At 71.6% G+C, this 18615-nt stretch carries 19 protein-coding genes; 3 read left to right on the forward strand and 16 right to left on the reverse strand.

Going from position 1 to position 18615, the window contains the following annotated elements; genetic code table 11:
• The first annotated feature begins 200 nt into the window (after nt 1-200).
• On the forward strand, nt 201-545 hold the full coding sequence (locus tag B6R96_RS38085; protein ID WP_081522519.1) for a hypothetical protein: 345 nt from the start codon (nt 201-203) through the stop codon (nt 543-545).
• Between the two features lie 77 nt (nt 546-622).
• Here B6R96_RS38085 and dapC read toward each other — a convergent pair whose 3' ends face one another.
• A complete protein-coding gene (dapC, locus tag B6R96_RS12905) occupies nt 623-1717 on the reverse strand; it encodes a succinyldiaminopimelate transaminase (RefSeq protein ID WP_081522520.1) in 1095 nt (364 codons plus the stop codon).
• A 108-nt stretch (nt 1718-1825) separates the two neighbouring features.
• Nucleotides 1826-2155, reverse strand: coding sequence for a ferredoxin (gene fdxA / locus B6R96_RS12910; RefSeq protein ID WP_030011906.1), 330 nt, complete (start codon nt 2153-2155; stop codon nt 1826-1828).
• Between the two features lie 117 nt (nt 2156-2272).
• On the opposite strand from fdxA, the gene B6R96_RS12915 reads away from it, so the two are divergent.
• Both B6R96_RS12915 and B6R96_RS12920 read left to right on the forward strand, forming a co-directional pair.
• A complete protein-coding gene (locus B6R96_RS12915) occupies nt 2273-3259 on the forward strand; it encodes a GNAT family N-acetyltransferase (protein WP_081522521.1) in 987 nt (328 codons plus the stop codon).
• Nucleotides 3256-4050 (forward strand): transglutaminase-like domain-containing protein, encoded by a 795-nt coding sequence (locus B6R96_RS12920; protein WP_030385871.1) that lies wholly within the window; start codon nt 3256-3258, stop codon nt 4048-4050. Before B6R96_RS12915 ends, B6R96_RS12920 begins: the two co-directional genes overlap by 4 nt.
• Nucleotides 4051-4201: 151 nt before the next feature.
• On the opposite strand, the gene B6R96_RS12925 is transcribed toward B6R96_RS12920, so the two are convergent.
• The 14 genes from B6R96_RS12925 to B6R96_RS12995 form a co-directional block, all read right to left on the reverse strand.
• Nucleotides 4202-4819: a response regulator transcription factor gene (locus tag B6R96_RS12925; protein WP_053167941.1), complete on the reverse strand. Its 618-nt coding sequence runs from the start codon at nt 4817-4819 to the stop codon at nt 4202-4204.
• The gene (locus B6R96_RS12930) at nt 4816-5910 is read right to left on the reverse strand and encodes a sensor histidine kinase (protein ID WP_053703079.1); all 1095 of its coding nucleotides are present in this window, start codon (nt 5908-5910) and stop codon (nt 4816-4818) included. The genes B6R96_RS12925 and B6R96_RS12930 overlap by 4 nt, the downstream gene beginning before the upstream one ends.
• 79 nt (nt 5911-5989) lie before the next feature.
• Nucleotides 5990-6730 carry an ABC transporter permease gene (locus B6R96_RS12935; protein ID WP_030385868.1) on the reverse strand — a complete coding sequence of 247 codons (741 nt, stop codon included), beginning with the start codon at nt 6728-6730 and terminating at the stop codon, nt 5990-5992.
• Nucleotides 6727-7671 (reverse strand): ABC transporter ATP-binding protein, encoded by a 945-nt coding sequence (locus B6R96_RS12940; protein WP_030385867.1) that lies wholly within the window; start codon nt 7669-7671, stop codon nt 6727-6729. Before B6R96_RS12940 ends, B6R96_RS12935 begins: the two co-directional genes overlap by 4 nt.
• Nucleotides 7672-7801: 130 nt before the next feature.
• A complete protein-coding gene (locus B6R96_RS37680; RefSeq protein ID WP_203351622.1) occupies nt 7802-9814 on the reverse strand; it encodes a peptidoglycan binding domain-containing protein in 2013 nt (670 codons plus the stop codon).
• A 205-nt stretch (nt 9815-10019) separates the two neighbouring features.
• Complete coding sequence (locus B6R96_RS12955; RefSeq protein ID WP_037859919.1) at nt 10020-10403, reverse strand: DUF6113 family protein; 384 nt, start codon at nt 10401-10403, stop codon at nt 10020-10022.
• Nucleotides 10400-11293 carry an N-acetyl-1-D-myo-inositol-2-amino-2-deoxy-alpha-D-glucopyranoside deacetylase gene (gene mshB, locus B6R96_RS12960; RefSeq protein WP_030385864.1) on the reverse strand — a complete coding sequence of 298 codons (894 nt, stop codon included), beginning with the start codon at nt 11291-11293 and terminating at the stop codon, nt 10400-10402. Before mshB ends, B6R96_RS12955 begins: the two co-directional genes overlap by 4 nt.
• Nucleotides 11294-11317: 24 nt before the next feature.
• Entirely contained in the window at nt 11318-11512 is a 195-nt protein-coding gene (locus B6R96_RS12965) for a hypothetical protein (RefSeq protein ID WP_030012369.1), read from the reverse strand.
• A 351-nt stretch (nt 11513-11863) separates the two neighbouring features.
• Entirely contained in the window at nt 11864-12964 is a 1101-nt protein-coding gene (locus B6R96_RS12970) for an ABC transporter ATP-binding protein (RefSeq protein ID WP_081522522.1), read from the reverse strand.
• Nucleotides 12957-13940: an ABC transporter ATP-binding protein gene (locus B6R96_RS12975; RefSeq protein ID WP_030385863.1), complete on the reverse strand. Its 984-nt coding sequence runs from the start codon at nt 13938-13940 to the stop codon at nt 12957-12959. The genes B6R96_RS12970 and B6R96_RS12975 overlap by 8 nt, the downstream gene beginning before the upstream one ends.
• Before the next feature lie 12 nt (nt 13941-13952).
• Nucleotides 13953-14975: an ABC transporter permease gene (locus B6R96_RS12980; RefSeq protein ID WP_081522523.1), complete on the reverse strand. Its 1023-nt coding sequence runs from the start codon at nt 14973-14975 to the stop codon at nt 13953-13955.
• Nucleotides 14968-15891 carry an ABC transporter permease gene (locus B6R96_RS12985; protein ID WP_030385861.1) on the reverse strand — a complete coding sequence of 308 codons (924 nt, stop codon included), beginning with the start codon at nt 15889-15891 and terminating at the stop codon, nt 14968-14970. Before B6R96_RS12985 ends, B6R96_RS12980 begins: the two co-directional genes overlap by 8 nt.
• Nucleotides 15892-15922: 31 nt before the next feature.
• On the reverse strand, nt 15923-17560 hold the full coding sequence (locus B6R96_RS12990; protein WP_081522524.1) for a peptide ABC transporter substrate-binding protein: 1638 nt from the start codon (nt 17558-17560) through the stop codon (nt 15923-15925).
• A 107-nt stretch (nt 17561-17667) separates the two neighbouring features.
• On the reverse strand, nt 17668-18594 hold the full coding sequence (locus B6R96_RS12995; protein WP_053703038.1) for a GNAT family N-acetyltransferase: 927 nt from the start codon (nt 18592-18594) through the stop codon (nt 17668-17670).
• Nucleotides 18595-18615: the final 21 nt, after the last annotated feature.

Genomic DNA, 18615 nt, shown 5'->3' on the forward strand with positions numbered 1-18615 from the left:
TCACTCCTGCGGGGGGATCCGTGTAGCGGGCCACGGATCCCGGATTCGGACGGAACCCCAGGTCGGCGCGCATCCAATGCGCTTTTCGCGGAAGCCGATTATGCGATGCGTTACCGATCCTTTACCCACCGGCACCGCAACTCCACCCGCCCCGGGAGCGGTTAGCACGGCGTACTCAGCCGCTACCGCTTAGGAGCAACATGTCTCTCCCCCTGACCCGTCGGATCGCCCGTGCCGCGCTGCTGATCGCAGCCGGGGCAGCGCCCGTGGTCGGTGCGGCCGGCGCGGCCAGTGCCGCCGGTCTGGAGTCCGTGCCGCAGCTGGGCCAGCTCACCGCCACGGACGGTGCCGCGACCACGCACGCGGCCACGGACGCCGTGGGCGGCGCCACCAAGAGCCTGCCGGCCCCCGCGGCCGACCTGGCGGGCACCACGCAGGGCCTGATCGGCGGGCTGCCCGCGGCGCAGGAACTGCCGGTGTCCGCGCTGCCGACCTCCGGTGTCCTGCCGGCGGGACTGGCCGGTGGACTGCCGTCGGCCGGCTGACGCCGCAGGAACCACCGAGGGGGCCGGGAGTGCGAACTCCCGGCCCCCTCGGGCGTTCTCGCCGTGCCGGCCGGCGATCAGCCCAGGCGCTTGACCGCCGCCTCCACGCGCTCGTCGGTGGCGGTGAGCGCGACGCGCACGAACCGCGCGCCCGCCTCGCCGTAGAAGTCGCCCGGCGCGACCAGAATGCCCAGCCCCGCGAGGTGGGCGACGGTGTCCCAGCAGGGCTCGTCGCGGGTCACCCACAGGTAGAGGCTGGCCTCGCTGTGCTCGACCCGGAAGCCGTGGCCCTCCAGGGCCGCGCGCAGCGCCGTGCGGCGGGCGGCGTAGCGCTCGCGCTGCTCCTCGACGTGGGCGTCGTCGCCGAGCGCGGCGACCGTGGCCGCCTGCACCGGGGCGGGGGTCATCATGCCGCCGTGCTTGCGGATCTCCAGCAGCTCGCCGAGCACGTCCGCGTCACCGGCGACGAAGGCCGCCCGGTAGCCGGCCAGGTTGGAACGCTTGGAGAGGGAGTGGACGGCGACGATGCCCTCGTACGAGCCGCCGCACACGTCGTCGTGAAGCACGGAGACGGGCTCGGCCTCCCAGCCCAGCTCCAGGTAGCACTCGTCGCTGAAGAGCAGGATCCCGTGCTCGCGCGCCCAGGCCACGATCCGGACGAGGTCCTCCTTGGCGATGACCTTGCCGGTGGGGTTGGACGGGGAGTTGAGCCACAGCAGCTTCACGCCGGCCGGGTCGAGCTCGGTCGGGTCGTCGTAGACGACGGCCTCGGCGCCGCACAGCCGCGCACCGACCTCGTACGTCGGGTAGGCGAGCCGGGGGTAGGCGACCTTGTCCCCGGCGCCCAGGCCCAGCTGGGTCGGCAGCCAGGCGACCAGCTCCTTGGAGCCGACGACCGGCAGGACGTTGCGGTGCTCGGCGGCGCTCGCCCCGAGGCGGCCGCGCACCCAGCCGGTGATCGCGTCGCGGAGGGCGACCGTGCCCCACACCGTCGGGTAGCCCGGGGAGTCGGCGGCCTCGATCAGGGCGCGCCGGATCAGCTGCGGGACCGGGTCCACGGGCGTGCCGACCGACAGGTCGACGATGCCGTCCGCGTGGGCCGCCGCCGTGGCCTTGTACGGCTCCAGCTTGTCCCAGGGGAAGGCGGGAAGACGGTCGGATACTGCGGCCACGGTGGTCTCTGCTCTCTCTGAGTGCTGGTGTGTACGGGGTGCACAAACACGTCGGTCCCGTGCGGCGGGAAGGCCGTACGGGACCGAGGGGCGCGTCTGACGTGAAGGTCAGTGCTCGCCGTTGATACCGGCGGGCAGCGCCGCGACGAAGGGGTGGTCGCGCTCGATCAGGCCCAGCTTGGAGGCACCACCGGGCGAACCGAGCTCGTCGAAGAACTCGACGTTCGCCTTGTAGTAGTCCTTCCACTCCTCCGGAGTGTCGTCCTCGTAGAAGATGGCCTCGACCGGGCAGACCGGCTCACACGCACCACAGTCGACGCACTCGTCCGGGTGGATGTACAAGGACCGCTGGCCCTCGTAGATGCAGTCGACGGGGCACTCTTCGATGCATGCCTTGTCCTTGACGTCGACACAAGGCTCCGCGATGACGTAGGTCACGCTCTCGTTCCTCCTCGGTAGGGCTTTCCATATCGCGCGGGAGCGCGGCGTCGTCGATGCCCGCACCTAGTATCTCCGTTCCCGGGCACGATCCGAACAGGAGGGGCGGACAGAGCTGTGGAAATCACTGCCGGAGGGCTGCTGGAGGTCCGAATCACCCCGGCTGACGTGGGTAAACGAGTCTCTGTACGACGGGTGGAGGCCGGACTGAGCGGATCACCCGAGTTCACGGACACGGTCGGCGTTCTCACATCCTGGGACCAGGGTGTGCTGCTGATCACAAAGAAGAACGGACAGTCCGTCCGCATCGCGGAATCGTCGCTGGTGGCGGGCAAGATCGTGCCTCCCGCGCCGGCCCGGCGGCGGGGTCCCGCGGCCTCCTTCGAGGAGCTGTCGAGGGTGGCGGCGCGGGCCTGGCAGCCGCTGGAGAGCGAGCAGCTGGGCGGGTGGACGCTGCGGGCGGCCGCCGGATTCACCCGGCGGGCCAACTCCGTGCTGGCGCTCGGCGACCCGGGCATACCGCTGGACGATGCACTCGCGCGAGTGACCGCCTGGTATGCGGAACGATCTCTTCCGGCCTATGTGCAGGTCGCGACGGGGGCCGCCGGCACCCAGGAGATGCTCGCCGCGGAGCTGGAGCGTCGTGGCTGGGTGTCCGAGGTGTCGGCGGAGGTACGGATCGGCGCGCTGGCGCCGGTGGGCGACGTGGACGCGCCCGCGGCCGAGGCCGTACGTCTGACCCGTGTCCCGGACGAGGACTGGCTCGGGCGCTACGGCAAGGTGAGCGACCCGGACCTGGCCCGGCGGATGCTGGTGGAGGGCCCGTCGGTGTGGTTCGCGGCGCTGCCCGGCGGCCGGGCCGTCGGACGCTGCGTGGTGGACGGCCGGTGGGCCGGCTTCGCGGCGGTGACCGTCGATCCCGCGCACCGGCGGGAGGGCCTGGCGACGGCGGTGATGGCCGCGCTGGCCCGGCGGGCGCTGGAGGAGGGCGCGTCGGCGGCGTGGCTCCAGGTCGAGACGGACAATCCCGGGGCGCTGGCGCTGTACGACCGGCTGGGCTTCGCCACGCACCACACCTACCACCACTACCGGGCGGCGGCGTGAGCACGGCGGCCCGGCGCGAGCAGTTCGCGGCCGAGGCCCGCGCCGAACGGCCCGACCTGGCACTGCTGTGCCTGCTGCTGGCCGCCGAGGGCGATCCGGAGCTGGACGAGCGGGCCATGGACTGGGCGCAGATCGAACTGGACCGGCTGGCCGGGATGCTCCCGTACGGGCTGCGCGGCGGGCGGGCGTGGGCGAATGCGGTCACGGAACTGCTGGGCGGGCGCCTCGGGTTCCACGGCACCCCGGCGGACTACGACCGGCTGTCGTCCTCGCTGCTGCACGAGGTACTGAGACGGCGGCGCGGGCTGCCGATCCTGCTGTCGGTGGTGTGGCTGGAGGTGGCCCGCCGGGCCGGGGCGCCGGTGTACGGGCTGGGGCTGCCGGGGCACTTCGTGGTGGGCTTCGGCGACCCGGAGGAGGGCGTGGTGGTGGACCCGTTCGCGGGCGGCGCCTCCCTGGGCACCGGGCCGGCGGAGCTGGCGTCGGGGCCGCGCGAGCCGGCCCGGACGCTGGACATCGTGCTGCGGATCCTGGCCAACATCCGGGCGTGGGCCGCGGCCCGCCCGGAGCAGTCGGGGGTGGCGCTGTGGGCGGTGGAGCTGTCGCTGCTGCTGCCGTCGCACCCGGCGGCGCTGCGGTACGAGCGGGCGCGGCTGCTGGTGGAGCGGGGCTCCTTCCAGGAGGGGGCGGCCGAGCTGGACGCGTACGCCGGGGTGGTGTCCGCGGTGGACGCCGACGCGGCGGCGCGCATCCACGCGGAAGCCGCCTCCGCCCGCGCCCTCCTGAACTGACGGGCCCCAGCCCCGCCGCAATCCCAGGCTCGCCGGCGTGTGAGGCGCGGGGTCTGGGGCGGAGCCCCGGGAAACCCGGCTCCGCCGGGCACCGGGCTCCGCCCGGACCCGCTCCTCAAACGCCGGCGAGGCTGAAGGTGGGGCGGCCGGGCTAGAGCCAGCCTTTTTCGCGGGCCGCGCGCACGGCTTCGGCCCGGTTGCGCGCCGCCAGTTTCTGGATCGCCGTCGAGAGGTAGTTGCGGACCGTGCCCTGGGAGAGGTGGAGCCGCGCCGCGAGCTCCGCGTTGGTCGCGCCCGTCTCCGCCTCCCGCAGGACCTCCCGTTCGCGGTCCGTCAGCGGGTTCGCGCCCTCCGCGAGGGCGGCCGCCGCCAGGGTGGGGTCGATGACCCGCTCCCCCTGGAGGACCTTGCGCACGGCCGCCGCCAGCTGCGCGGCCGGGGCGTCCTTGACCAGGAAGGCGGAGGCCCCGGCCTCCATCGCGCCCCGGAGGTAGCCGGGGCGGCCGAAGGTCGTCAGGATCACGATCCGCAGGGCGGGGAGTTCGGCGTGCAGGGCGGCCGCCGCCTCGATGCCCGTCATGCCCGGCATCTCGATGTCCAGCAGCGCCACGTTCACGTCGTGCGCGCGGGCCGCCGCCAGTACTTCGTCACCGCGGGCCACCTGGACCCGTACCTCGATGTCGGGTTCCAGGCCGAGCAGCGCGGCGAGGGCCTCGCGGACCATCGACTGGTCCTCCGCGAGGAGGATGCGGATGGGACGTGAGGTCATGGGCGCGATCCTAGGGGGACACGGGCGGTGAGGGCGAAGCCGGACCGGCCCGGGGAACCGGCCGACAGGCTGCCGCCCAGGGCGGTCAGACGTTCCGTCAGGCCCGTCAGGCCGTTGCCGAAGGTGCTCGGGCCGCCGGCCGGGCCGTCGTCCGTGACGGTCAACTCCAGAACCGGCCCGTCCAGGGTCTGGCGCGTCTCCAGCGTGACCCGGCAGCGCTTCGCGCCGCTGTGCCGCACCACGTTCGTCACTGCTTCGCGCAGGGACCAGGCCAGGGCCGATTCCACCTCCTCGGGGAGGTCGTCGGCCGGCGGCGACGGGAGGTCCGCCAGTACGCCCGCCGCGGCCAGTGCCGTGCGCGCGCCCGCGAGTTCGCCGGGGAGGGTGGGCCGCCGGTAGCCGCTCACCGCTTCGCGCACGTCGACCAGCGCCTGCCGGCTGACCTGCTCGATGTCGGCGACCTGCCGGGCCGCCTCCTGCGGCTGTCCGGGCAGCATCCGGCCCGCCAGCTCGCTCTTCAGCGTGATCAGCGACAGCGAGTGCCCCAGCAGGTCGTGCAGGTCCCGTGCCATCCGCAGCCGTTCCTCGTTGGCCGCGAGCTGGGCGACCGTGGCCCGGGCCTCGCGCAGCTCCATCGTCGTGCGGATCATCGCGCGGACTCCGACCATCGCGAAGCCGCCCATGAGGGCCGGGATGAGCAGCCCCGCCAGGTAGGCGGTGCCGCCCGGGACCGCGTTCGCCGTGACCGCCAGCAGGGCGGTGGTGCCGAGGACCGTCCAGCGGGCGTACCGGGCCGGCAGCGCGGCTCCGGAGGAGATCGCCACGTAGACGAAGAGCACGAGCCATTCGCGGCCCAGGGTCAGCGACAGGACCATGGCCTGGGTGGCGAGCACCGCCAGGGAGAACAGCACCCGGCGGACCGGCATCGGGCGGGCGGTGCGGAACACCAGCACCAGGTACCAGGCGACGAAGGCCGCGAGGCCCAGACCGCCCAGCAGCCTGGTCCCGAGGCTGTGTCCGCCACTGACCAGGTCGGTGACGGGGGCGCTCAGGTAGAACAGCCAGATGCTGATCCAGAGCATCTTCACCATCTTCTGGTGACGGTTCTCCGGCTCCTTGGCGATCTCGGGGAAGTCCCGGTCCTCGCCTTCCTTCGTCAGCGCCACGGGTTCATGCCTTCAGAGAGTCCTTGCGGTACAGCCAGGCAGCCGCACCGGTGAACAGTACGAAGTACACCGCGAGGAGCGCGACGTCCCCGGCCCGGGGCGCGCCACCGAGCTCGATGGCCTGGCCGAGGCCGGCGTAGGCGTGGGTGGGGAGCCACTCGCAGATGTTCTGGAGCCACTGCGGGAAGTTCGCGGTGGGCATCCACAGGCCGCCGAGGATCGACAGCCCGAAGTAGACGAGCATCGTGATGGGGCGGACGTTGTCGCCGCTGGCCAGGTAGCCGAGGGCGACGCCGAGCGCCGCGAAGACCAGGCTGCCCGCCCAGATCGAGCCGGTGAGGGCGAGCCACTGCCAGGCGTCGAACCGTACGCCCTTCACGGCGGCCGCCACCGCGAAGACGACCAGGATGGCGGGGAGGGAGAGCACTCCGGCGCCCGCGGTCTTGGCGAGGACGTAGCCGCGGCCGGGGAGGGCGGTGAGGCGGAGCTGGCGGACCCAGCCCTTCTCCCGTTCCTTGGCGATGCGTTCGCTGTTGCCCATCAGGACGGCGGTCAGGGCGCCGAAGGAGGCCATGGCGACCATGTAGAAGGCGGGCATGGTCAGTTCGGTGCCCATGACCTTGGTGGTGCCGTCCAGGGTGCCGCCGAGCATCAGGAACAGCGCGGCCGGGTACATGACCGTGAAGAAGAGGTACTTCTTGTTCCGCAGGGCGCGGACGATCTCCAGCTTGATCAGGGCGTTCACTGGGTGGCCTCCTCGGCCTCGGTGAGGGCGATGAAGGCCTGTTCCAGGCCGAGGCCGGCGACCTCCAGATTGCGGGGGTACAGCCCGAGCCCGTATACGGCGTGGACGGTGGCGTCGGCGTCGCGGGACTGGATGCGGACGGTGTCGCCGTGGTGCTCGAAGGACGTCAGGAAGGGCAGCGCGCGCAGGTGCTCGATCGCCCCGTCGGCGGGGGCGCTCAGGTCGAAGGAGATCTTCCGGGCGCCGGCCCTGGCCTTGATCTCGGCGGCGGTGCCGTCGGCGAGCAGCCGGCCCTTGCTGAGCACCAGGACGCGGTCGGCGATCGCGTCGGCCTCTTCGAGGTAGTGGGTGGCGAAGAGCACCGTGCGGCCCTGGTCGGCCTGTTCCCGCATGGTGGCCCAGAAGGACTGGCGGGCGGTGACGTCCATGCCGGTGGTCGGCTCGTCGAGGACGATGAGGTCGTTGTCGCCGGCCGTGGCGAGCGCGAAGCGCACGCGCTGCTCCTGGCCGCCGGAGAGCTTGTCGACCCTGCGGTCGGCGATCTTGTCGATGCCGGCCCGGGAGAGCACTTGGTCGACCGGGTGCGGCCGGGGGTGCAGGGCGCAGCCGAGGGCGACGATCTCGCGTACGGTCACCTCCTCCATCAGGCCGCCGCTCTGGAGCATCGCGCCGACCCGGCCGGCGGCGACGGCCTCGCGCGGGGTGGTGCCGAAGATCCGGACGGAGCCGGAGTCGGCGGGGCGCAGGCCGAGGAGGAGGTCGAGGGTGGAGGACTTGCCGGCGCCGTTGGGGCCGAGGAGTGCGACGGTCTCGCCCGGGTGGAGCGCGAGGGAGAGGCCGTCGACCGCCCGGACCGTGCCGTAGCTCTTGGTCACGTTCTCGAAGCTGACCACGCTGTCGGTGGCGGGCCTCGCGGTGCGTGTCGCGGTCGTCGTCGTCATGGACAAAGGTTCGCCCGTACGGGGTTGCGCGCGGCAGTGTCGGGCGTCGTGCGTGCCGGATGACAGATGTCATGCGGTGGACGTGACAGTGCCCCCGCCCGGGTCGGGGCGGGGGCACTGTCACGACGGCTCAGCTCGGGTTCGTGTCGATGACAACGGTGCGCTCGGCCGTGGTTTTGCCGCGCAGGGCCTTGCCGAGGGCGCCGGCGATGTCCTGCGGCGTGACGGCCGTTTTGTCACCGGTGCCGCGGGTGATCAGGATCCCGTCGAAGGTGTTCCCGTAGGTCGCCTTCAGCGCCTCCAGGTCGAACTTCTCGGTCATGCGGCCGTCGACGGGCGACATGCTGAGGAACTTCGGCAGGGACTTGCTGCCGAAGGCGAGGGACTTGGGGCCCACCTTGACGACGGCGTTGGCCGACATCGCGGGCTCGGCGAACTCCTTCATGGCCCGGTCCAGTTCGGCCTGGCCCACGGAGGGGTCCTTGGTGGTGGTGGGCAGGGCGGCCACGGCCGCCTTGCCGGTGGCCACCTGGTCCTTGAAGGCCTTCGACACCAACGGGATCGAGGCGTCCATGTCGAGGGTGGTGCCGGGGGTTCCGGGGACGGCGACGGCCTTGCCGGTGTCGAACTTGATGGTGGCCTCGGTGGGCGCTCCGGCCGTACCCGCGAGCTCCTGGAGGGCGACCTGGAGCTTCTCCTCGTCGGTCGGCATCACGGGGTCGGCGACGCGCTCGTTGCCGAGGAGGGAGCCGATGACCGTGATCGGGTTGTAGTCGCTGCCGGCCGCGTTGCGGACGGTGGTCTGGGCGTCCAGGGTCAGGCCGGCCTTCTCGGGCTTCAGCTCGACCTGCTTGCCGCCGACGCTGAGCTGGATCGGGGCGGCGGCGCGGGTGCCGAAGGCCGTCTGGAGCTTGGAGACGGCCTCGTCGCGGCTGCCGCTGATGTCGACGCCGAGCACGGTGGTGCCCTTGGGGACGTCGGAGTGGTTCAGGAGCAGCCCGGCGCCGTAGGCGACGCCGATGAGGCCGAGGACGGCGCCGCCGAGCAGGACCAGCTTGGAGCGGCCCTTCTTGGCGGCCTTGGCGCCCTTGGCGGGCGTGTCGGTGGCCTTCGGCTGCGCGGGGCGCGGGGAGCCCGGCCCGGGCGCGGGTACCGGGGTGGGCAGCGGGCCGTCCAGGTCGGGGCCGGGCCACTGCGCGGAGCCGTCGAAGCCGGGCGCGCCGGCCGGGCCGCCGCCGGGGCCGGTTCCGAAGCCGGGGCCGCCGGTGGGACCGGCGGGGCCGCTGCCGTAGGCCGGGAAGGCCTCGGTGACGGGGCCGGCGTCGACCATGTCGTCGCCGTACGCGGGGAAGCCCTGGGTCGCGCCGACGCCCGGGCCGCCGGGCATCGGGGCGGCGGGTGCGGGGGCTTGGGCGAAGCCCTGGCCGTAGTCCGCCACCGGCGGCGGCACGGAGGTGCGCGGCGGCGCGAAGGCGGCGTCCGGCCCGGGCACCGGCGGGGCCTGGGTGCGCGGGGGCGCGGCGTAGCCCGCGCCGGGGCCGGCCGGCGGCGGGGTGGGCGTCGGAGTCGGCGTCGGGGACGGCGTCCGGGTGGGCAGCGGCCGCTGCGCGAGCGGCGGCGCGGCGGCCGCGGGCGGCATCCGGTCCGCGGCGGGGGCCGGTGCGGGCGCCGGGGCCTGCGCGGCCGGCTTGCGCGGGGCGAACCAGTTGCTGGTGGCCGGCTCCTCGGCCGGGGCGGGCGCTGGCGGCCGGGCGTGGTCCGGCTCCGGCGCGGCCTCGATACGGGTCGGCTGCGGGCCCCGCCGCTGCGCGAGCGGCGGCTCGGCCGCCGGCTCGGGCGCGGTCTGCTCACCGGCACCGGCCGGGCCGGAGTTGGTGCCCATCGCCTTGCGCACGACCACCGGCGGGATCGGCCGCGAACCCGGGATGTTGATCCGGATCCGGGTCGTCAGCGTGGTCTCGGTCTTGGGCCCGTCGGAATCGGGCGTGGACGGCTTCGAGGTCACAGAGTTCTCCTCCGGAGCGGTCGCCGCAGCGTCCGTGGACGGGTACTGGCCGGTTCCATACGGCGGTGTCCCCGAGGGGTAGGCGGCTCCACCGTGCCCCTTGGGCCCGGAGGACGAACTGTCGGTTTCACGACTCAAGGCAGGTTCTCCCGGTTGGCTCCGCCGCCCGTCATACCGTGCGCGGGCAGCTCGGCGGCCCGTCCACCATACTGGCCGCCGCCCGCAGGCAACTGACTGCCGGGAATCAGCGGTTCCTCATAGCCCCCGCCAAACCCCTCTGAACCGCCCGGTGTGCCCCTGCGCGCGTGCATCGGCGGACGTCCCTACGAGGTCCGACACCACGTCACTTGGCGGGCCGCGCGGCCGAAACCGGCCGATCCAGCGGGCCGCGCATCGTGGCACAGATCACAGCCAGCACCGTTCCACCCAAAAGGTAGACGTACATGCTGATTCCGGACGAACTGAGGAGGAAGTCTCCCTCCGGGCGCGGAACGCTGAGCATCACGTACGAGAGGAACCAGCCCGCCGCCGCGCCACCCACGCCGAAGCCGGTGCCGAGGGCGATCCGGCCACCGAGGAACAGCCCGAAGACGGCCAGCAGGGCGAGCAGCAGACCGCCGGGGAACCACAGGTCCACCACCAGCCAGCCGGCCGCACCCGTCAGCGCACCGAGGACCAGCAGGGCCACGCAGCCGGCGATCCGTCCGGCCGTCGCCGCGCCGCTCATGCCTGCACTCCCGCGAAGAGGTCGTGCTCGCGCTCGCCCGCCGCGGCGCCCGCCCGGCCCTCGACCAGTTCGTAGTACTCGCGGGTGAAGAGCGGCTGCGCCAGATCGTTGGAGAGGGCGAAGAAGGGCCCGTCCACGGCGATCTGGGTGGCGTGGGCGCGCATCGCGGCCGCCTTCGCCGCCACGAAGGTGTCCTTGGCGTCGATCTCGGCGGTGATCCGCTCGTCGGCGACCACCCCCGGCACGTCCTCGGGCGAGCCCACTCCGGGGAAGGGCACCTCGCCGACGGCGCGCAGCCGCGCGAAGCCCTCCTCGACCACCGACCGCGGGACGCGGTTCCAGTAGATCTTCCCGATCGTGTGGGGTGCCCCGAGGTCCCGCCGGAAGGCGGTCTCCGCGGCCAGTTCGGCGGCGCGCATGGCGACCCGGTGGGCCTGGATGTGGTCGGGGTGCCCGTATCCGCCGTCCGGGTCGTAGGTGACGAGCACCTGCGGGCGCAGCTCGCGGATCACCTCGACGAGGTACGCGGCGGCCTCGTCCACGTCGGCGGACCAGAAGGCCTCGGGGCGGTGGTTCTGCGGGGCGCCCATCATCCCGGAGTCGCGGAAGCGGCCGGGGCCGCCCAGGAACCGGTGGTCGTGGACCCCCAGTTCGGCCATGGCCGCGGCGAGCTCTCGGACGCGGTGGGCGCCGAGGGTGTCGTCACGGTCGGCCGCCAGGTGGGCGAGGCCGGGCGGGATGACCTCACCCTCCTCGCCGAGGGTGCAGGTCACCAGCGCGACGTGGGCACCCTCGGCCGCGTACTTGGCCATGGTGACGCCGTTGTTGATCGACTCGTCGTCGGGGTGCGCGTGCACGAGGAGCAGACGACGGGCGGGAAGTCCGTTCATGGGGCCCAGCCTACGAGGCGGGGCCTAGAACTTGAGGCCACTGATCATGCTCGCCACGTTCGAGGTGAGCTGGCTGAGCGTCGGGGCGATGGTGGAACTCGCCAGGTAGAAGCCGAGCAGTACGCAGACCACCGCATGTCCCGCCTTCAGGCCCGCCCTTCGGACCAGCAGGAAGACGATGATCGCCAGCAGCACCACGGCGGAGATCGAGAGTGCCACGGCGTTTCACCTCCACGTCGAGCGGACATCGGTACGCGTATTCGTGCTCGGCAGGAGTCATACCCACCGTGCGCTACGGATCATAACTATCCGTACCAGCGCATCGATCGAAATCCGGCAGCACGAGGGGCGCACGCCGCGCATGAGTGGGGTCACGGGGAGGCCGGCCGGCGAGGCTGTACGCCTCCCCGGCCGGCTGTCGGCACCCGCACGGCCGCACGGCATTCAGGTTGCACGCCCCAGATCTCGGGGCAGAAACGGTCAAGTTGCCCCCACGTAAACGGAGTTGCGGGCCGGGCGGGCGCTCCCCCGCCGGGCGCACAGCGGTGGCCGGAAATGATCGCCCGGAGGCTATTCCTTCGTCAGCGGATCCGCGGGCGGCGGGGGCGGTGGCGTGGACCGTGGTGTGGGCCGTGGCGTGTGCGGCGCGTCCGACGGCGGCACCACCTGCTTCTCCGCCGCGAAATGACAGGCGGACGGGTGCGCCGCCGGGCCCGAGGGGAAGGCCTGCGGCACCGCGAGCAGCGGGACCTCCGCCGTGCAGCGGGGCTCGGCCTTCCAGCAGCGGGTGCGGAAGGGGCAGCCCGACGGCGGGTTGGCCGGGGAGGGCACGTCGCCGGTGAGGATGATCCGTTCCCGGTGCGCGCGGGCCTGCGGGTCCGGGACCGGAACGGCCGAGAGCAGCGCCTGCGTGTACGGGTGGGTCGGGTGGTCGTAGATCTGGCGGTCGGTGCCGATCTCCACGATCCGGCCCAGGTACATGACACCGACCCGGTCGGAGATGTGCCGGACGATCGAGAGGTCGTGCGCGATGAAGACGTAGGACAGGTCGAATTCGCTCTGGAGCCGGTCCAGCAGGTTGATGACCTGCGCCTGGACGGAGACGTCCAGTGCCGAGACGGGCTCGTCGGCGACGATGATCTCGGGCTGCAGGGCCAGGCCGCGGGCGATGCCGATGCGCTGGCGCTGACCGCCGGAGAACTGGTGCGGGTAGCGGTTGATGTACTCCGGATTGAGGCCGACGACGTCCAGGAGCTCCTGGACCTTCTGGCGGCGCGAGCCCTTGGGAGCCACCTCGGGGTGGATCTCGTAGGGCTCCCCGATGATGTCGCCGACCGTCATGCGCGGGTTCAGCGACGTGTACGGGTCCTGGAAGACCATCTGGATGTTGCGGCGCACCGCCTTCAGCGCGCGCCCCGACAGCTTGGTGATGTCCTCGCCCTTGTAGGAGATCGCACCGGCCGTGGGCCGCTCCAGGTTGACGAGCATCTTGGCCACGGTCGACTTCCCGCAGCCGGACTCGCCGACGATGCCCAGCGTCTCGCCGGCGCGCAGGTCGAAGGAGACCCCGTCGACCGCCTTGACCGCGCCGACCTGCTTGCGGAAGACGATGCCCCGGGTCAGCGGGTAGTGCTTGACCAGGTCCTTCACTTCCAGAAGGGACTCAGCCATGGAGGCACTCCTTCCAGAAGTGGCAGGCGCTGGTGCGCTCCACCGGGGACTCGGTCACCCGGTACAGCGGCGGGACGTCGGTGCGGCACACCGCCTGCGCCATCGGACAGCGCGGGTTGAAGGCGCAGCCGGGCGGGATGGCCAGCAGGTTCGGCGGCAGTCCCTTGATGGCGTACAGCTCCTGGCCCTTCTGGTCCAGGCGCGGGATCGAGTCGAGCAGGCCGCGCGTGTACGGGTGGGCGGGCGCCTTGTAGATCTCGTGGACGGGGGCCGCCTCGACGATCCGGCCCGCGTACATGACGGCGATCTTGTCGGCCACGTCCGCGACCACGCCCAGGTCGTGCGTGATCAGGATGAGGCCCATGTTGAGCTCGCGCTGGAGCTCGGCCAGCAGGTCCATCACCTGGGCCTGGACGGTGACGTCCAGGGCGGTCGTCGGCTCGTCCGCGATGATCAGCGAGGGTTCCAGGGCCAGCGCCATCGCGATCATGATGCGCTGGCGCATGCCGCCCGAGAACTGGTGCGGGTAGTCCCCCACCCGCTCCTTGGCCGCCGGGATCTTCACGCGGTCCATCAGCTCGACGGCCTTGCCCTTGGCCTCCTTGCGGGACATCCCACGGTGGACCTCGTACATCTCCCCCAGCTGCGCGCCGACGCTCAGCACCGGGTTCAGGGAGGACAGCGCGTCCTGGAAGATCATCGCCATCTCGGCGCCGCGGACCTTGCGCCGCTCCTCCTCCTTCATCTTCAGGAGGTCCTTGCCCTTGAACAGGATCTCGCCGCCCGCGATCCGGCCCGGCGGCATGTCGAGGATGCCCATCACGGCCTGGGCGGTCACCGACTTACCGGATCCGGACTCGCCGAGCACGGCGAGGGTCTCGCCCTCGGCCACCGAGTAGTTGACGCCGTTGACGGCCCTGGCGACTCCGTCGCGCGTCTTGAATTCCACGTGCAGGTCGCGGACTTCGAGCAGCATGTGCGGGGCTCCTCAGCGCAGCTTGGGGTCGAGGGCGTCGCGCACCGCGTCGCCGAGCATGATGAACGCGAGCACGGTCAGGCTCAGCGCGCCCGCCGGCCAGAGCAGCATGTGGGGGGCGTTGCGGATCTGCGAGGCGGCGTTGGAGATGTCGATGCCCCAGGAGACCGTGGGCGGGCGCAGGCCGACGCCGAGGAAGGACAGGGTGGCCTCCAGGGCGATGTAGGTGCCGAGCGCGATGGTCGCGACGACGATGACCGGGGCGATGGCGTTGGGCGCCACGTGCCGGAGCATCATCCGGCTGTTGCCGGCGCCGAGGGCCCGGGCGGCCTGGACGTAGTCGTTCTGCTTGGCGGTGATGACGGAGCCGCGGCCGATGCGGGCGATCTGCGGCCAGCCGAGGAGCACGATGAATCCGACCACCGGCCAGACGGTGGTGCTGGTGACCACGGACAGGAAGACCAGGCCGCCGAGGACGACGGGGATGCCGAAGAAGATGTCCGCGACCCGGGAGAGCAGCGCGTCGCTCCAGCCGCCGAAGAACCCGGCGAGACCGCCGAGCAGCGAGCCGAGGAAGGCGGCGCCGAGGGTGGCGCAGACGCCTACGGTGATGGAGGCGCGGGCCCCGTAGACGGTACGGGTGTACACGTCGCAGCCCTGGGTGTCGTAGCCGAAGGGGTGCCCCGGGGAGGAGCCCTGCTGCGACTTGGACAGGTCGCACTGGAGCGGGTCGCCGCTCGCGATGAGCTGCGGCCAGATCGAGATGATCACGAGGAAGAGGATCATCAGCGAGGAGATGATGAAGACGGGGTTGCGGCGCAGCTGGTGCCAGGCGTCGGACCACAGGGAGCGGGGCTTCTCGCCGGGCCCGGTCCCGCCGGGCGGGCCGTCCTTCTCGATGCCCTCGACGCTCTCGGCCTCCTCCAGGGCCAGATCCATGGGACCTCCCTGGCCCGTGGGGGAGACCGCCTCGTGCGGGCGGGGGCCGACGGGATCGTAGCCGCCGGGCCCTTCGGGACGCTCGGGGTCAGGCATAACGGATCCTCGGGTCCAGGACCGCGTAGAGCAGGTCCACGAGCAGGTTCGCCAGCAGGAAGACGATGACGAGGATGGTCACGAAGCCGACGACCGTGGGCGAGTTGTTGCGCAGGATGCCCTGGTAGAGCTGGTAGCCGACGCCGTGGATGTTGAAGATCCGCTCGGTGACGATGGCGCCGCCCATCAGGGCGCCGATGTCGGTACCGATGAAGGTGACGACGGGGATGAGCGAGTTGCGCAGCAGGTGGCGGGTGACGACCCGGCGGCGCGGCAGCCCCTTGGCGACGGCGGTGCGCACGTAGTCCGCCTTGACGTTCTCGGCGATGGAGGTGCGCGAGAGCCGGGTGACGTAGGCGAGGGAGACCAGCGCGAGCACGATGCCGGGCAGGATCAGCTCGCCGAAGGGGGCGTCCGGGGAGACGGTGGGGCGGACCCAGCCCCATTGGACGCCGAAGAGGTACTGGAGCAGATAGCCCGTCACGAAGGTCGGCACGGAGATGACGACGAGGGTGAGCACCAGCACGGTGGTGTCGACCGACTTGCCGCGGCGCAGACCGCTGATCACGCCGAGGGTGATGCCGATGACGATCTCGAAGAAGATCGCGACGATGGTCAGGCGCAGGGTGACGGGGAAGGCGCTGGCCATCAGCTCGGTGACCGGCTGGCCGTTGAAGGCCGTTCCGAAGTCGCCCTGGAAGATCTGCCCCATGTAGTGGAGGTACTGCTTCCACAGCGGCTGGTCGAGGTAGAGGTCCTTGCGGATGCGGGCGGCGGTGGCGGGGTCGGGCGCCTTGTCGCCGAAGAGGGCGGCGACCGGGTCGCCGAGCGCGTACACCATGAAGAAGATCAGGAACGTGCTGCCGATGAACACCGGGATCATCTGGAGCAGCCGCCGGATCACATAACGTCCCATGGACTGCTCCAGGATCGATCCGAAACGTGGGTCAGCCGACCTTGATCTGGTCGTAGACGGGGACGCTGAACTGGTTGAGCGCCACGTCGGTGAGCCGCTCGGCGTAGCCCGCGCTGCCGTTCTGGTACCAGAGCGGGATGGACGGCATCTGCGCGGCGAGGATCTTCTCGGAGTCCTGGAACTTCGCGACCGCCTTGGCCTGGTCGCTCTCCTGGTTGGCCTCGTCGACGAGTTTGTCGAACTCCGGGTTGCTGAACTTGCCGTAGTTGGAGGAGGCGCCCGTGTAGTAGAGGGGCTGGAGGAAGTTCTGGATCAGCGGGTAGTCGGCCTGCCAGCCGGAGCGGAAGGGGCCGGTCAGCTTGAAGCTGCTCTGCTGGTTGCGGAAGTCGGCGAAGGTGCCGATCGGGTTGACCGTGCAGACCGGGCCCTCGCCGAGCGCGTTGTTGATGCTGTTGCAGACGGCGTCCATCCAGTCGCGGTGCGAGCCGGTGTCCACGTTGGAGGTCAGCGTGACCTTCCCGCCGGGGAGCCCGCCGGCGTCCGTGATGAGCTTCTTGGCCGCCGCCGGGTCGTAGACGCAGGCGTCGCCGCAGGCCGTGGAGGAGAAGCCGCCCGCCTCGCCGAGGGCCGGGGAGGTCCAGTCCTTGGCCGGGGTGCGGGTCTCGCGGAAGATCTGCTTGGTGATCTCGTCGCGGTTGATCGCCATCGAGATCCCGCGGCGCACGTTCTCCATCCCCTCCTTGCTCCACTGCGGGTCGTACAGCGGGAAGGTGAGGGTCTGGATGATCAGGGCCGGCTGGTTGATGTACCGGTCGCCAAGGTCGTTCTTGACGTTCTTCAGCTGCTGCGCCGGGATGTCGTCGACGAGGTCGAGGTTGCCGGAGATCAGGTCGGTGTAGGCGGTGTTGTTGTCGGTGTAGACCTTCAGGTCCACGCCGCCGTTCTGCGCCTTGTCCGGGCCGGGGTAGGTGTCCCACTTGCGCAGCTTCATGCCGGTGCCCTTGGTGTACGAGTCCACCGTGTACGGGCCGTTGCCGATCGGCTTGTTCAGCCAGCCGGTGTGGTCCGTGAAGAAGGCCTTGGGCAGCGGGGAGAAGGCCTGGTAGCCGAGGGTCTCGGGCCAGGTGGAGAACTTGTTCTTCAGGGCGACGGTGAAGGTCTTGGCGTCCTTGACGACCAGTCCGGACATCGTCTTGGCCTTGGGCTCACCGGAGGCGGGGTGAACGTCCGCGTAGCCGACGATGTCGGAGAAGAACGGCGAGTTGTTCTGCTTGTTGCGCACGTCCGCGCCGTAGTTCCAGGCGTCCACGAAGGACTGCGCGGTGACCGGCTCGTCGTTGCTGAACTTCCAGCCGTCCTTCAGGGTGATCGTGAAGTTCTGACTGTCCGTCGTGTCGATCTTCTCGGCGACCATGTCGAGGGCCTCGCCCGTCTTCGGGTCGTAGCGCTTGAGACCCCGGAAGAGCATGTCGAGGACCTTGCCGCCCTGCACCTCATTGGTGTTGGCCGGCTCCAGCGGGTTCTGCGGGTCACCCCACGAGGAGCTGACGATGCCCGCCTCGCCACCGCCTCCGCCTCCGCCGCTGTCGCTTCCGCCGCCGCAGGCCGTCGCCGCGAGGGCGACGGCCACCGCACATGCGGCCCACGTGGCGTGGGTGGCTCCGCGCATGGAGTGCCTCCTAGGGATCCCAAGACTCGCTTAGGGGCCAATGTCACCCTATGTGGGGTCCCGTGCACTCATGGTTGGACCGATTGCACCCGCGCGTCACGCGCCTGTCACCCCTGGGGGTGCAAAGCCAGCTCCCATGAGTCCACCGCGTAGTGCAGGCCCATGCCGTGCGCCTCGTACAGCGCGAGCGCGCCGGTCGCGTTGTGCGTGTCGACGCCGAGGCCTACGGTGTCCCGGCCGCGCCGCGCGTACGCGGCGAAGCAGTGGCGCAGCAGGAAACCGCCGATGCCGCGGCCGCGCGCCTCCTCGGCCACGCCGATGTGGCTGACCCAGGCCATGCTCGTACGGTCGTCCCGGGTGAGCAGCACGGCCGCGTCACCGTGGCCGGGCAGGCTCGCGATCCACACCAGCGACCAGTCGAGCTTGCGGCCGTCTATGTGGTCCAGCCAGGTCTCGTACGGGCGATCCACATGGCCGAAGTGCGCGGCGAAGGTCCGCTCGACCAGGGCGTGGGCCCGGCGGCGGTCGGCCTCGTCGTCGGCGCAGTGGCGCAGGGTGAGCCCGGCCGGAGGGGCCGGCGCCGGGTCGGCGTCCGGGGCCACCGTGCGGGTCATGACCTGGTAGCGGCGGATGGTGCGGTAGCCGCGGCCGGTGAGGAGGGACAGGTCGAGGGTGGGCTTCACGTTGAGCTGGAGTCTCAGGACCCCCTGACCGCCGGTCAGCTCCCGGGCCCGGGTCTCCATGCGCTCCAGCAGCACGTCGGCGGCCTCGGAGTGGCCGGGCAGTACGTAGTGGTCCCCGTCGACGCGGCCCGGGCCGGAGTCCGCCCAGACGAGGGCGTAGGCCACGAGCCGGCCGTCCTGGTGGGCGAGCCAGGAATCGGTGGCCAGGTCCACGTCGGGGGCGTTGAGATCGGACTCGACGGTGCCGAGGTCGGTCTCCGGGCGGCCGATCTCGATCACGTCGACGGCATTGAGCAGGGCGCAGATGTCGGCCGCGTCCCCGGGCCCGGCGGGCCGTACGGTGAGGGTCATGCCGTCACTCTCCGTCCCCGG

The sequence above is a fragment of the Streptomyces sp. Sge12 genome, assembly GCF_002080455.1.
Classification (GTDB): Bacteria; Actinomycetota; Actinomycetes; order Streptomycetales; family Streptomycetaceae; genus Streptomyces.